Annotated in this window: 13 protein-coding genes; 4 read left to right on the top strand and 9 right to left on the bottom strand. The window is 70.9% G+C overall.

Annotated features, from left to right (window positions below; genetic code table 11):
• The first annotated feature begins 4 nt into the window (after positions 1–4).
• From DI005_RS24605 to DI005_RS24595, 3 genes are all read left to right on the top strand, one after another.
• Positions 5–1,228 carry an FAD-dependent oxidoreductase gene (locus DI005_RS24605; protein WP_113643679.1) on the top strand — a complete coding sequence of 408 codons (1,224 nt, stop codon included), beginning with the start codon at positions 5–7 and terminating at the stop codon, positions 1,226–1,228.
• A complete protein-coding gene (locus tag DI005_RS24600) occupies positions 1,225–1,545 on the top strand; it encodes a hypothetical protein (RefSeq protein ID WP_233520300.1) in 321 nt (106 codons plus the stop codon). The genes DI005_RS24605 and DI005_RS24600 overlap by 4 nt, the downstream gene beginning before the upstream one ends.
• An 84-nt stretch (positions 1,546–1,629) precedes the next feature.
• Complete coding sequence (locus tag DI005_RS24595) at positions 1,630–2,853, top strand: cytochrome P450 (protein WP_113643677.1); 1,224 nt, start codon at positions 1,630–1,632, stop codon at positions 2,851–2,853.
• Between the two features lie 64 nt (positions 2,854–2,917).
• On the opposite strand, the gene DI005_RS24590 is transcribed toward DI005_RS24595, so the two are convergent.
• Positions 2,918–4,123 (bottom strand): MFS transporter, encoded by a 1,206-nt coding sequence (locus tag DI005_RS24590; protein WP_158559896.1) that lies wholly within the window; start codon positions 4,121–4,123, stop codon positions 2,918–2,920.
• 141 nt (positions 4,124–4,264) lie between these two features.
• On the opposite strand from DI005_RS24590, the gene DI005_RS24585 reads away from it, so the two are divergent.
• On the top strand, positions 4,265–4,960 hold the full coding sequence (locus tag DI005_RS24585) for a hypothetical protein (protein WP_147263909.1): 696 nt from the start codon (positions 4,265–4,267) through the stop codon (positions 4,958–4,960).
• Positions 4,961–5,044: 84 nt separating this feature from the next.
• Here the strand turns inward: DI005_RS24585 and DI005_RS24580 are convergent, their stop codons facing one another.
• The 8 genes from DI005_RS24580 to DI005_RS24545 all read right to left on the bottom strand — a co-directional run bounded on the left by DI005_RS24580 (position 5,045) and on the right by DI005_RS24545 (position 13,235).
• On the bottom strand, positions 5,045–5,914 hold the full coding sequence (locus DI005_RS24580; RefSeq protein ID WP_113643674.1) for a sugar phosphate isomerase/epimerase: 870 nt from the start codon (positions 5,912–5,914) through the stop codon (positions 5,045–5,047).
• Complete coding sequence (locus DI005_RS24575) at positions 5,911–6,735, bottom strand: SDR family NAD(P)-dependent oxidoreductase (RefSeq protein ID WP_158303248.1); 825 nt, start codon at positions 6,733–6,735, stop codon at positions 5,911–5,913. Before DI005_RS24575 ends, DI005_RS24580 begins: the two co-directional genes overlap by 4 nt.
• On the bottom strand, positions 6,732–7,709 hold the full coding sequence (locus DI005_RS24570; protein WP_113643673.1) for a zinc-binding dehydrogenase: 978 nt from the start codon (positions 7,707–7,709) through the stop codon (positions 6,732–6,734). The genes DI005_RS24575 and DI005_RS24570 overlap by 4 nt, the downstream gene beginning before the upstream one ends.
• On the bottom strand, positions 7,709–9,628 hold the full coding sequence (gene iolC, locus DI005_RS24565; RefSeq protein ID WP_113643672.1) for a 5-dehydro-2-deoxygluconokinase: 1,920 nt from the start codon (positions 9,626–9,628) through the stop codon (positions 7,709–7,711). Before iolC ends, DI005_RS24570 begins: the two co-directional genes overlap by 1 nt.
• Before the next feature lie 55 nt (positions 9,629–9,683).
• Entirely contained in the window at positions 9,684–10,694 is a 1,011-nt protein-coding gene (locus DI005_RS24560; RefSeq protein WP_158303247.1) for an ABC transporter substrate-binding protein, read from the bottom strand.
• Between the two features lie 63 nt (positions 10,695–10,757).
• Complete coding sequence (locus tag DI005_RS24555; RefSeq protein ID WP_112274900.1) at positions 10,758–11,546, bottom strand: ABC transporter ATP-binding protein; 789 nt, start codon at positions 11,544–11,546, stop codon at positions 10,758–10,760.
• Positions 11,547–11,589: 43 nt separating this feature from the next.
• Positions 11,590–12,429 carry an ABC transporter permease gene (locus DI005_RS24550; RefSeq protein ID WP_113643670.1) on the bottom strand — a complete coding sequence of 280 codons (840 nt, stop codon included), beginning with the start codon at positions 12,427–12,429 and terminating at the stop codon, positions 11,590–11,592.
• On the bottom strand, positions 12,426–13,235 hold the full coding sequence (locus tag DI005_RS24545) for an ABC transporter permease (RefSeq protein WP_113643669.1): 810 nt from the start codon (positions 13,233–13,235) through the stop codon (positions 12,426–12,428). The genes DI005_RS24550 and DI005_RS24545 overlap by 4 nt, the downstream gene beginning before the upstream one ends.
• Positions 13,236–13,381: the final 146 nt, after the last annotated feature.

Below are 13,381 nucleotides of genomic sequence, written 5' to 3'. Positions count from 1 at the left end.
AACAATGAACAGCCACACGACCGACGTCTGCGTCGCCGGGGCAGGCCCCGCCGGGCTGTGCCTCGCGCTGTGCCTGGCACGCGCGGGCCACCAGGTCACCGTGCTGGAACAGAGCCCGCGCTTCGACCGCACGTTCCGCGGCGAGTCGATGTCGCCGGACGGCGTCTGGCTGCTCGACCAGCTCGGCGTGCTCGACACCATCGTCGAGCGTGGCGCCCTGAAGATCGAGCGGCTGGAGATCGCCGAGGGCGGCAAGGTCGTCATGCACTCCGAGTTCTCCGAATGGGACTACGCCCAGCGCTACCCGATGGAGATCCCGCAGCCCACCCTGCTGTCCGTGCTGGCCGAGTCCTCCGCCGAGCACAGCGGATTCGACCTGCGCACCGGGGCGAAAGTGACCGAGTTGATCGACGAGGATGGCACGGTCGCCGGCGTGCGCTACCGCGGAGCCGACGGCGAAACACACGAGGTCCGAGCCGCACTCGTCGTCGGCTCGGACGGCCGGTACAGCAAGATCCGTGACCTGTCCGGCCTCGAGTTCGAGAAGACCATGCTCGACCGCGACGTCGTGTGGCTGCGCGTGCCCCGGCCCGAGGGCTGGGAGCGGGGCATCTACCGCATCCGCCTGTCCGGCTCCCGGCACGGGCTGTTCATCCCGACCTACCCCGACGACATCCGCGTCGGTTTCAACATCCCCAAGGGCGGTCTCAAAGAGCTTCGCGCGGGCGGCATCGAGGCGCTGCACGCCCGGATGGACGAGATCGCGCCGGAGCTGACGCCGACGCTGCGGCAACACGTGACGAGCTGGTCGGGCACCACCGTGCTGGACATCTTCACCGTGCTGACCCCGCGGTGGTCCCGCCCCGGCCTGGTGCTGATCGGCGACGCCGCGCACACCCTGACCCCGATACTGGGCCAGGGAGTCAACCACGCCCTGATCGACGGCCACACCCTCGCCGGCCTGCTCGATCCCGCGCTCGACGCGACCGGCGCTCGCCGGGCCGAACTGGTCCAGACGGCGGTGCTGCGATTCCAGGCCGAGCGGGAGAGCCGGATCCGGATCTCCCGCCAGCTCCAGCTGCGGCAGGAGCGCGCGTTCACGTTCGAGCACACGTTGGCCGTGGCCGCCCGGTCCACCCTCTATCGTGTGCTGGGCAGCAGTCGTTTCCTGCAGAAGAAGATGCTCGCCACCGCCTACTTCCAACTACAGCCGGAGCTCGCCACGTGAGTAAGTCCCCTCAGCGATGGAATCCCGGCTGGCTCGTGCTTGCCGGTGCGTGCGCCGCCTTCGCGGCGTTCGAGATCGTCAAGCATCAGGGCTGGACCATTCCGGCGGGCATCGTGGGGGCGGCCCTGCCGTTGGCCGGGCGCCTCGGCAAGCCGGTGCGGGTCGTCGCCGGGCACTGGGCGCCGCCGGTGGTGGTGCTGGCCGCGTTCACGTTCCTGCCCGACACCAACGAGCAGGCCGCACCAGGCTTCACCCTGGGCCTGACCTGGCTGGCGCACGTCGCCATCGCCCGCGCCGCAAGGAAAAGTGCCGCCTAAGCCGGGGCTCAGGCCGCCCCGCGACCGTGGGAGCCGACAGGGACTCGTGCCTGTCGTGCCAACCACTGCGATTGGGGAACCAGCATGGACGCCGAGACCGCGGCCGGCCCTTCGACGAGCGGCTGCCCGAGGCACTATCCGTTCCACCGGCCGTCGGCGATCGAACTGCCGCCGGTCTACGCCGAACTGCGCGAGGACGAGCCGGTCGCGCAGGTAACCCTTCCCAGCGGGGACACCGGTTACATCGTCAGCCGCTACGACGACGCGAAGCTCGTGCTGTCGGATCCGAGGTTCAGCCGGGCGGCGATGATAGCCGAGGGCGCCCCGAAGCTGACGGCGGCGCCGATGCCACCGAACAGCCTGTTCTCCACCGACCCGCCGCAACACAGCCGGCTGCGCAAGCTGGTCACCGCGGAGTTCACCGCCAGGCGCGTCCGCAACCTGGAGCCCCGGATCCAGGAGCTGACCGACGCCCTGCTCGACGAGATGGAAGGCCACCGGGGCGGTCCGGTGGACCTCAACCAGGTGCTGGCGTTCCCGCTGCCCGTGCAGGTGATCTGCGAGCTGCTCGGCGTCCCGTTCGAGGACCGGGAGAAGTTCCGCGACTGGTCCAACGCGATCGTGTCGCTGACCACGCACACGGCCGAGGAGATGATGCAGCAGCGCCTGGAGATGGCGGGCTACATCTACGAGCTGGTCGGCCGTCGCCGCGACAACCCCGGCGACGACCTGCTCAGCGCACTCATCAAGGCCCACGACGAGAAGGACGCGCTGGACCAGGCCGAGCTGGTCGTCATGGCGATGACCATCCTGGTGGCCGGGCACGAGACCACGGTGTCCATGATCGGCGCCTGCGTCCTCACCCTGCTGCGCCATCCCGAGTACCTGTCTCGCGTGGTCGCCGACCCCGACGCGGTCGGCGCCATGGTGCCCGAGCTGCTCCGCGTCAACCCCATCGGCGACGGCGGCCCGATGCGCATCACCACCGAGGACGTCGAGATCGCGGGCACCGTCATTCCCGCGGGCAGCGCCGTCCTGGCCGCGGTGTGCTCGGCGAACCGCGATCCCCGCGTGTTCGAAGGCGGCGACGAGTTCGATCCCGACCGCGAGACCAATCCCCATCTGGCCTTCGGCCACGGCATTCACTACTGCCTGGGCGCGCCCCTCGCGGTCGCCGAGCTGCGGATCACCATCTCCAGCCTGTTCCGCCGGTTCCCGACGCTCCGCCTGGCCACCGATGTCGGCAACCTGGCCATGAAGCAGGGCATGCTCGTCCACGGCCTCAAGGAGCTGCCTGTCGCCTGGTGACGTGCGCACGCTTTCGCGGAAGCCGGGTTGCCGGCTCCCGCGAAAGCGGTTGTGCGTGTCCGGCCTAGCTCACGCTGCGGACCCGCATGACCGCGGCGCCGCCGAGGATCGTGACCGCACCCGTCAGCACGTACAGGCCCGGGTAGCCGGCGACGGCGATGACCGGCACGGCCAGCGCCGGGGCAAGGATCTGCGGTGCTGCCGCCGCCACGGCGAAGAAGCCCAGGTCGCGGCCCGTGTCGGCGGCCGAGGGCAGGACCGACGCGATCACCGCGAGGTCGACGGCGAGGAACGTGCCGAAGCCCAGGCCGACGAGCGCGGCCGCGCCCAGCGCCACCGGCCACATGGGTGCGCTGGCCATCGCCAGCGCACCCATGCCCATCAGCAGGGCTCCGGCCGCGACGAACACGCGGCGGCGCCCGGCGCGATCGGACCAGCGGCCGGTGACCAGGGCGGCGAGCATCGAGCACACGACGGTCATCGCGGTCACCGTCAGCACCGACTCCTGGACGTCTTCCACCCGGAGTTCGTCCTGCAGGTAGTAGAGGAGGTATTGCGTGATCAGCGCGAATCCGAGCATGACGAGGAAACGGCTGAGCCACGCCCACGCCAGGTCCGGCGAGAACGCGACCCGCTGCCGCCTGGCCGCCACCACGGCGACGGTTCCGGTTTCCTTGTGCGCAAACAGGAAGGGCACCATCGAGGCAACTGCGAGTGCCGCACACGCCACGTACCCGGCGGCCAGGTCGACGACGATCCGGTTCACCAGCACGGTACCGAGGAGTGCCCCGAGCATCTGTGTCATGCCCGCCCACCCGGTGACCGCACCCAGCCGAGGGCGCGGCACCCGGTCCGGGATCGTCGACACCAGCGCGGCCTGCACACCCGCCAGGCCCAGCTGAGCCACCAGCCAACCGGCCACCATCGCCGGTGCGGTGGACGCCGTCGCCAGCCACAACAGGCCCGCGGCGGCCACCAGCGCGCCACCGAGCACCCACGGCCTGCGCCTGCCGTAACGCGAGCGGGTGCGGTCGCTGAGCGCGCCGAGCACCGGCACCGCCACGGCCGTCACCGCCGCGCCAAGGCCGGTCGCGAGGCCGAGCAGCGCTGTCTTGCCGCCAGGCGCCAGCACCTCGGACTGGCGGGCCAGCTGCACCTGCGCGGGGGTGAGAACCGCCAGCCACATGCCCGTGCTGGCCACGGCGTACCCTGCGATCCAGCCTCGGCCGAGCGGGGGCCGGACGTCCGGTTCCTGAGTCGTCGTCTGCACCCGACCAGACTTGCGCGTCCCGATGGACATGCCCTTGCGCGCGGCATAGGCGGCGCTGAAGGGTGCCCGGCGATCCTCAGTTTTCTCAGCAAACGTCGGCCATGATTGCCCCGCCGCGCCGTCCCGGCGCGGTCACACCGGATGTCCACCATGACCTGGTTCGGGGGAATAGAAGCCGTGGAACAGATCACGCAAGCCGACAGGACGTTCTCCACCATCAACACCACGATGGCGCTGGCCGTCGCGGGATTGCTGTTCGCGGTCTATCCCGCGCTGCGGCCCTACTCCGACGAGACCACGCTCGAGGGAGCCACCGCGATGGCCTCCTCGGCGTGGACCGCCGCGCACGTCGCCGCCATGATCGGGTTCGTTCTGTTGCCACCCGCGATGCTCGGCCTCCGTGCCGCGGTCTCGGGGACGGCGGGCAGGGGCCCGGCCTCCGCCGCCGTCGTCACCGCGTACCTCGGTGCCGGCCTGACCCTGCCCTACTACGGCGGCGAGACGTTCGGTATCAACGCGCTCAGCGTCGAAGCCCTCGAGCGCCGGGACGCGAGCTTGCTGACCGGGGCCGAGACCATCAGGCTCGATCTGGTCCCCGCGACGTTCTTCGGGGCCGGCATGCTGCTGCTCGCCGCGACCGGTGTGCTGACCGCCATCGCCGTGCGCCGCTCCGGCCGGTTCGCCGCCTGGGCCGGTGTGCCGTTCGCCGTGGCCATGGTGCTGTTCCTGCCGCAGTTCTTCGGCCCGTCGGCCGGACGTATCGGGCACGGCCTGCTGATGGCCGCCGGGTTCGGCGTGCTGGCTTGGGCGCTGCGGCCCAGGCCCGCCACGGCCTGACCGCGGTGCAGGATCGGCGGGTTGCCAAACCCGGTCGACCGCGGCGAACCCGGCCGACTGGAAACGGTGCGCGCGCGGGCCCGGTCAGTTCGGGGCGACGTGCTCCGCGAGCGCGTCGTGAACCAGCCGGGCCGCCTCGGCGGCGAGCGTGTCGCCGTCGTCGAACACGTCGCGCCAGATCGCCAGTGAGGTGGCGACCTGGGTGGTCATCAGTCGCCGGGTGAAGGCCTCGACGCCGATCATGCCCCGGTAGCCCGCGGCCAGGGCGGTGGCGAGCACCTCACGGACCGGAATGTGGCCCCGTGTGAGGTCACCGCGGTGGTTCTGGCCCAGTTCCAGGTAGGCGAGATGGGGGAGTGCCAGCCGCACTGCTGCGCCGAGGTCGGGTTCCTCGATGTTCATGTGGTAGGTGTCCAGGTGCAGGAACAGGTTGTCCGAACCCGCCTCCTCGACGAAGGACACCCCGGCGGCCGCGTGCGTGAGCAGGTTGGTCTCGTAGCGGTTGACGATCTCCAGCACCAGCCGTACGCCCAAGGTCTTCGCCTCCTCGGCGACGATCGCGAGGGACTCGGCCGCGATCCGGCGCGTCTCGCCGGACGGCTGCACCGGTGCGTGGCGTAGCGGTCCGTACAGCACGCCTCCCACATGGTCGGAACCCATGTCGCGGGCCAGTCGCACGGCGAGGCGCAACCGGTTCCGGCCGCGCTCCCGGACTTCCTCGTCCACGCTGGACAGATCCGCATCCGGCAGCTGGCCCGCTGTGTTGACCGGCCGGATTCCGGTGTCGCGCAACGCCTTCTCGAACGCGCCCGCGTCGATGGTCTCCGGTGTGCGTAGCGGGACGATCATGCGGTGGAAGCCGTGCCCGGCCGCGCGCCGCGCGATCGCCGTCGCGTTGTCCGGCGTCAGCTCGGCCGCCCACGCCGCCGGGTGGATGGCGATCTGGTTGTTCATCCCACTTCCTGTCTGTCGTGGACCGGTCCGATGTCCTCGTCGGCGTCGCCGCGCACGCAGTAGCCGCCGTCCACCGGGAACACGCCACCGGTGAGGAAACCCGACGCGGGGAGCGCGAGGAAGGTGATCATGCGGGCGACGTCGGCCGGGTCGCCCCACCGGCCGACGGGTGTTCGTTCCGCGTACCGGTCGTGGTCGAGTGTGCCCGCGGCGAGCCGCGCCCGCAGGCGGCCGGTGAGGATCCAGCCCGGCAGCACGGCGTTCGCGGTGATCCCGTACCGGCCGCCCTCGACGGCGAGCGAGCGCGTGAGCCCGATGACGCCGGTCTTCGCGACCGCGTAGGCTGACCGGCCGGGCAGCCCGAGCGTGCCGAGTACCGATGTCAGGTTCACGATCCGGCCGAAAGCGCCGCGGCGCATCAGCGGCACCGCGAGCCGCGCGCACACGAACGCGCCGCGCAGGTGGACTCGCAGCATCGCGTCGAAGTCGGGCAGCGCGACCTCGTGCACCGGCACCAGGTGCGGCGTCATGATCCCCGCGTTGTTGACCAGCACGTCGACCCGGCCGAACTCGGCGTCCACACGCGCGAACCCGTCCGCCATCGCGGTGTCGTCGGCGACGTCCGCGGTGATCGGTAGCACCGCCCGCGCGTGCCGGTCCGCGAGCGTGGTCGCGATGTCGGGCAGTGCCGGGTCGACGTCGACGAGGACGAGCGTGGCGCCTGCGGCGGCCAGTCGCTCCGCGGTGGCGAGGCCGATGCCGTCGGCTCCGCCGGTCACCACGGCCACCCGCCCTGCCAGAGGTTCGGGAGCGTCGATCACGACCGGTCTCCGTTCGGATCGACCAGTACCTTCAGCAGTTTCCCTGCCGCGAGGTCGGCGAACACGCCGCCCGCCTCGTCGATGCCGACCACGGTCGCGAGGTCCGCCGTCTCGACCGCGCCGGACGCGATCAGCCGCAACGCCACCCGCACGTCGGCGGGCCGGTACACGCAGGTGCCGACGATCCGCAGTTCGCGCCGCATCAGCTCCGGCAGGTCCACCTGGGCGGGCGCGGCGTACATGCCGACGTCGACCAGCGTGCCGCCGGTTTCCACGAGATCGAGGACCTTCGGTGCCACCGACGGGTGCCCGGTGCAGTCGTAGACCACCTCGTACCGTTCTGCCCCGTCGCCGGGCACGACGTCGAACCCCGCCTCCCGCGCCCACTCCGCGCGCACCTGCGCCGGTTCGCTGATCGTCACCGACGCGGCCCCGCAGGCGCGGGCGCAGCGAGCGACCAGCACCCCGATCGGTCCGGCCCCCACCACGTGTACCCGCGCGCCGAGCCGCTGCCCGCTCCGGCGGACCGCCCGCACGCACACCGACATCGGCTCGATGAGCGCGGCTGCCTTCAGGTCCATCCCGCCGGGCAGGGGCACGATCGCGCGTTCCGGCACCGCGACCTGCTCGGCCGCGCCGCCAGGCCGGTCGATGCCCACGAGGCGCAGCACGTCGCACACCCGATCCTCGCCGTCGGTGCACGCGGGGCACCGGCCGCACGGCAGCAGCGGGTTGACGAACACCGGCGAGCCTGCGGCGAGGCCGCCGGCCGGGTCGGCGAGGGTGCCGACGAACTCGTGCCCGATCACCAGGCCGGTCTTCGCGCGGGCGTGGTGCCCGGACCAGATGTGCAGGTCCGTGCCGCAGATGCCGGTGTAGGCGACGTCGACGACCACGTCGCCCTGCGCGGCGGTCGGCGCGGGCACGTCCACGACCCGGATGTCCCGCGGTCCTTCGTAACGCAGCGCCCGCATCAGCGGCTCTCCCGGTGCGCGTCCCGCCAGCGGTCCAGCACGGCCCGGTAGTTGGCCGCGATCCCGGCGACAAGGTCGTCGTCGGAGACCTCACCGGCGAGCCAGCGCACCGAAAGGTCGTGGAAGATCGGGCGGCCGACCGCGAAACCGATCACCAGCGGTTCGGCGGCCGCGGCGGCGAAGCCCGCCTCGATCAGATCCGGCGACGTGGATCCGCCGAGCACGAGAATGCCCCGGCAGTGCGGGTCCTCGTGACGAATCACGTCGGCGACCGCGTGCCACGCGGCGGCGTCCGGCTGGGGCGGCAGCTTCCACCACGCGGGCACGATGTCCTCCGCGTAGAGGTCGCGCACGAGCGTGGGCACCTCACCGGGCGCGTACTGCCTGCCTGGCGACGGCAGGATCTCGACCAGCAGGTCCCGTTGCAGTGACCGGCAGATCCGCGACAGGCCGCGCAGCCGGTCCCGCTGCACCGACGCGACCGCCTCCTCGTCGTCGGCCGAAATGCGCACGAGGACCTTCACGACGGTGTCGACCGGCCAGGTGCGGATCAGCGCGGCCGGGTCGCCGTCGCCGAGGAAGTCCAGCGGTATCCGGCCGTTGATCTCCACGGCCCGCGCGAGCCAGTAGCCGCCGTCGGTGAGCCGCTCCAGCTGGGTCTGGCCGACGAACCTGTCATCGACAAGGACGCCGGTGCCGGGTCGCTCGGCGCTGACGGTGGTGAACGCGCTCAGCAGCAGGTTCTTCAGGGTGCTGATCGACTCCGGTGCGCGGCCCGCGTCGGCGGCGAGCTTCGCGAAGTAGCCGCGGTGGTCCATCGCGAACACCCCGACGCCCGTTCGGGCGCGGTATCGGGTCACCGTGGCCACCTGTTCGCGATCGAGCAGCGGGGACACCTCCCGGACGCCCTCGGTGCGATCGGCCGCCGCGAGGAACGTCTCCAGCTCCGCCATGCTCGGGGTGGCGTCGGAGCAGGCGAGCCGGCTCACCACGATCGCCCCGCACGCGCATCCCCATCGCAGGCAGGTCTCGACCGGTTCGCCACGCAGGTAGCCGCGCAGGAACCCGGCCATGAACGCGTCGCCGGCGCCCACGGAGTTGAGCACCCGCACCGGGAAACCAGGCATGACGACTGGCGCGTCGAGGTCGCCGGGGTAGGCCCGGCAGCCCTCGGCGCCGTCCTTCACCACGAGCAGCGCGCCGGTGCGCCCGCGCACGTCACGCACCGCCTCGTCGAGGTCCCGGGATCCGCCGAGCGCGCGGAATTCCGCGACGGTGCCGACGACCACGTCGCTGTCGGCGAGCACGGCCCGCAGCCCCTCGGTCACCTCGGGCCGGACGCTGTCCTCGTCCTCACCCTTGCTGCGGGACACCACGCCCCAGAACGCGGGCCGATAGTCGATGTCGAACACGACCTTCGTGCCCGCCTCGCGGGCGGCGGCGACCGCGGCGACCGTCGTCTCGCGCAGGTGTGGCCTGCTCAGGTACGTGCCGCCGACGAGCAGGCCGGTCGCCCCGCGCACCAGATCGACGTCCAGCCGCGCGGGCGTCATGGCGAACTCGGCCGGGTCTTCCACCAGGAAGATGCGGGGGAAGCCGCGCCCGGTGTGCGGGGCGAGCGCGATCGTGCCGGTGCCGCGTTCGGGGTCGCGGCGCAGCGCCGAGGTCACCACACCCTCCCGGATCAGCTGCGACTCGACGTAGTCACCGAACGCGTCAGAGCCGACCTGGCTCGCGAGCGCCGCCCGCAGCCCCAGCCGGGCCGCGCCGACGACCGTGTTGCCCGCACTGCCCCCGATGTAGCGGCGGAAGGACTGCGCGGCGGCGAGGTCGGCGCCGACCTGTTCGGAGTACAGGTCGACGCTGACCCGACCAAGGCACACCAGCTCGACCGGATCCTGCTCGCTTCCCGTTGGCATGCCGCTACCCCTCGTCTGCTGTGGTTGGAAATCCGTTGTGGTGAAGGAAAGGCCGTCAGCTTGCGGACTCGCCCACGGCCTGTTCGAGAATCTCGCGGCCGGTGTCGACGGCCTTCGTCACATCCGGCTCGGTGTCGAACGCGCCGAGATCGACGAACACCTTCGTCAGGTCCTCGAGGTCGCTGGACAGCTCACCCTTGGACAGGGCCAGCGCCTCGGCCGCGGATGGCCAGGTGCGGCCGGTCAGCTCCCGCTGCGCCGCCTCCTTGGTGGCGGTGACGCCGTTCTCCTTGTAGTACTGGACGAGCAGATCGGCGGCCTCGTCCGGGTTCGCGGTGATGAACTCGTTGGCCTGGTAGGCGGACTTCACGTACGCGACGGCCTGCTCGGTGCGGTTGTTGGCGAAGGCGGGCGTCAGCGCCAGCATGTTGAAGATCTTCTTCCCGGCCTGCTTGCCGTCGCAGACGTGGACGTACTCGGGGTTGTCGACGAACTCGGCGTCGAACGGCGGCCACGTCATCGCGCCGACGCCCTGGCCTCCGGTGAACGCACCCGCGACCGCGTTCGCCTCGACCGGCAGTGGCTTGGTCTCACCCGCCACGCCGTACTTCTGCATACAGCCGAGGAACGCGTAGTGCTGGGTGGAGTTGACCTTCACCAGCACCTCGCCGCCGCCGAGGACGGTCGCGGGATCCTTGCCCTTGAAGTCGTTCGTCCGGCCCCACAGGATCTGGATCGCGCCCTCCTCCGAGTTCGGCCCGGGCACGACCATGTCCCACTTCTGCGAGCTGGTGAGAGCGGGGGGCGAGCCCATGTTGCCGCCGTCCCAGGCGCCGGTGAGCCCGGCCTCGGACATCGCGGCGCCGCTCGGGTAGTACTTGAGCTCGACCTCGATCCCGTTCTCCTGGAAGTATCCCTTCTGCTCGGCGAGCCAGATGGGGAAGCTCGTCGCGGTGGGCTGCAGGCCGATGGTGACCTTGCTACCCGTGTTCCCGGTCTCTCCCACCTCCTGAGCGCCCGCGCAGGCCGTGACCAGTAGCAGTGCGGAGAGCACGGCCACCGTCATGCGAAAACGAGACTTCATCGGCTTCATTTCGACAACGCCTTTCACAGCAAGGAAGAAGGAGGGTTACTGGACGGAGGTGATCTCCTCGCGCACCGCGTTCCACACGGTGCGCTGGAGGCTGCCGAAGCCTGGTTGGGCCATGGCCTCGTCGACACTGTGGTGAGACCAGTCGTCGTCGACGGTGAACTCGTGCTTGATCGCGCCCGGTCGGGCGGTCAGCACGATGATGCGGTTGCAGAGGTAGACGGCCTCCTCGACGCTGTGGGTCACCAGCAGCACCGTGAGTCCGAGGTCGCGGGCGATGCGCGCGATCTCCTCCTGCATGATGATCCGGGTCTGGGCGTCCAGCGCCCCGAACGGCTCGTCCATGAGCAGCACGTCAGGGCGCATGACGATCGAGCGGGCGAGCGCGGCGCGCTGTTGCATGCCTCCGGACAGCTCGTGCGGGTAGGCGTCGGCGAACGCGCTGAGCCCGACCATGCCGAGGGTCTCGCGCACCCGTTCCCTGCGTTCGGCCTTCGGCACGCCGGTCATGCGCAGGCCGTACTCGACGTTGCCGGTGACGGTTTTCGTCGGGAACAGCGCGAACCGCTGGAAGACCACGCAGCGGTCCGGTCCCGGCTCTCGCATCGGGGCGCCGTCGGCGAGCACCGTCCCTCCGCTGGCCGCTTCGAGGCCCGCGGCGATCATCAACAGCGTCGACTTGCCGCAGCCGGACGGGCCGACCAGCGCGATGAAGTCGCCCTGGTACACCGTGAGGTCGATGGGGGACAAGGCGGTCACCTCGCCGCGGCGGGTGTGGAAGCTCTTGTGCACACCCTCGAACCGCAACTTGGCCTGCCGGTCAGTCATGCCAGTACCTTCGTCGTGTGCGGTCGGGACGGCGGTCTTCTCGTCAAGCGGCACCGGTCTCGACCCCCTTTCGCCATCGGATGAACGGGTTGGCCATGAAGCGGACGCCGCGGTCCATCAGCGCGCCGAGCACGCCGATGGCGACCATGCCGGCGAGGACGGTTGCCGGATCGTTGCTCTGCTGGCCCGAGAGGATCACGTAGCCGAGGCCGGAGCGGCCGACGATGAGCTCCGCGCCCATCAGGGCCATCCAGCCGTTGCCAACGCCGATGCGCAGTCCGGTGAGCGCGGTCGGCAGGCTTGCGGGCACGACCGTGGTGACCAATGTGGACATCCGGCTGGCGCCGAGCACCCTGCTGGCCTTGACCACGTAGTCGTCGACCGAGCGCACACCGAGTTCGGCGTTGAGCACGCACGGCGGCAGCACCGCGATGAACACCACGAACGCCTGTGCGGTGAACCCGGGCCCGAACCAGAGGATGGCGAGCGGGATCCAGGCGAACGGCGGGATGTAGCGGAGCACCTCGAACGCGGGCAACAGCGCGGACCGGAAGCCCGGCCACCACGCGAACGCGAATCCGAGTAGCAGCCCGAGCGCCGCGGCGACGGCGAACCCCGCGCCCCAGCGTTCGAAGGAGGCGAGCGCGTGGCCCGGCAGGGTGAGCCCGGCGAGCGGGTCGTAGGTGAGGGTGACGAGCCGTTCGAGGACCGCGAGAGGTGAGGCGAGGACGCCTTTCTCGGAGAGGTCGAACACGTCGGCCGCGATCCACCAGGCCGCGACGAGGGTGACGATGCCGCTGGACGCGAGCCCGAGCGTGCCGAGAGCGGGCCAGGTCCGGCGCCGTGCCGTGGCTGGCACGGGGCGCCGCGTGGTCGTGGTCATGCCGCGCTCTCCTTCCAGCCGGAGAGCCGCTTTTCGACCAGCCGCAGGCCCTCGGAGAACACGACGCCGAGCAGCCCGATCAACAGCATCGCGACGAGCATGATGTCCGGATCCAATGTGGACCGTGCGTTGAGCGCGACGAATCCGAGCCCGGCGGTGGCACCGAGGAGTTCGGCGGCGACCACGGTCATCCACGCGTTGCCGAGCGCGATGCGCGCGCCCCCGACCAGCGTGGGCACCGCGGCAGGCAGTACCACCTCGACCAGGGTGCGCCTGCTCGGCGCGCCCAGCGAGCGGCTCGCCTTGGCCAGTAGTTTGTCCACCCCGGCGACGGCCTCGTAGGAGTTCAGCACCCAGGGCACGACCGCCGAGATCGTGACCACGAACACGCGCGCCTCGGTGCCCAGCCCGAACCAGAGGATGGCCAGCGGGATCCACGCGATCGGCGGGATGGGCCGGATCAGTTCGAAGACCGGGGAGACGACCGTGCGCACCCGCCGCGACCACCCCATGGCCACGCCGAGCGGCAATCCGATCACTCCGGCTACGAACCACCCGATGGCGACGATCCGCAGGCTCGCGAACAGGTGGCCGATGAGCGTCGCACCTTGATAGTCACGCTGGGTGAACTCGATGAGTCGTTCGAAGACGGCCACGGGGGAGGGGAGAAACAGCGGGGAGACGAGCCCGAGTCCGTCCGTGCTGAGGTACCAGAGCCCGGCCAGCGCGACCGTGCTGGCCGCTCCGACCGAGGTGGCACGTACCCGGCGCCTCCGGCGAGCTCGGCGCCACTCGACGTTGGTCATGCCGCTCCTTCCACTACATCGTGGGTTCCCTGCGCATGGCCGTTCTGCGGTAGCGGTTTCGCAGCGTAACCGCGGGGGTGGTGGAAGCCTCACCTTTGTGCTGACAATAGTCAAGCCTTTATGCTTACAAAGCCAGCTCGACGCGG

Source organism: Prauserella sp. PE36 (assembly GCF_003311655.1).
GTDB classification, from domain to species: domain Bacteria; phylum Actinomycetota; class Actinomycetes; order Mycobacteriales; family Pseudonocardiaceae; genus Prauserella_A; species Prauserella_A endophytica.
This window is presented reverse-complemented; position numbering and strand designations above follow the sequence as displayed.

Excerpts from the sequence above, each read along its gene's own strand:
- DI005_RS24605 (WP_113643679.1), top strand. The coding sequence starts at position 5 with ATGAACAGCCACACGACCGACGTCTGCGTCGCCGGGGCAGGCCCCGCC.
- DI005_RS24595 (WP_113643677.1), top strand. The coding sequence starts at position 1,630 with ATGGACGCCGAGACCGCGGCCGGCCCTTCGACGAGCGGCTGCCCGAGG.
- DI005_RS24585 (WP_147263909.1), top strand. The coding sequence starts at position 4,265 with ATGTCCACCATGACCTGGTTCGGGGGAATAGAAGCCGTGGAACAGATC.
- DI005_RS24580 (WP_113643674.1), bottom strand. The coding sequence starts at position 5,914 with ATGAACAACCAGATCGCCATCCACCCGGCGGCGTGGGCGGCCGAGCTG.
- DI005_RS24570 (WP_113643673.1), bottom strand. The coding sequence starts at position 7,709 with ATGCGGGCGCTGCGTTACGAAGGACCGCGGGACATCCGGGTCGTGGAC.
- iolC (WP_113643672.1), bottom strand. The coding sequence starts at position 9,628 with ATGCCAACGGGAAGCGAGCAGGATCCGGTCGAGCTGGTGTGCCTTGGT.
- DI005_RS24560 (WP_158303247.1), bottom strand. The coding sequence starts at position 10,694 with ATGACGGTGGCCGTGCTCTCCGCACTGCTACTGGTCACGGCCTGCGCG.
- DI005_RS24555 (WP_112274900.1), bottom strand. The coding sequence starts at position 11,546 with ATGACTGACCGGCAGGCCAAGTTGCGGTTCGAGGGTGTGCACAAGAGC.
- DI005_RS24550 (WP_113643670.1), bottom strand. The coding sequence starts at position 12,429 with ATGACCACGACCACGCGGCGCCCCGTGCCAGCCACGGCACGGCGCCGG.
- DI005_RS24545 (WP_113643669.1), bottom strand. The coding sequence starts at position 13,235 with ATGACCAACGTCGAGTGGCGCCGAGCTCGCCGGAGGCGCCGGGTACGT.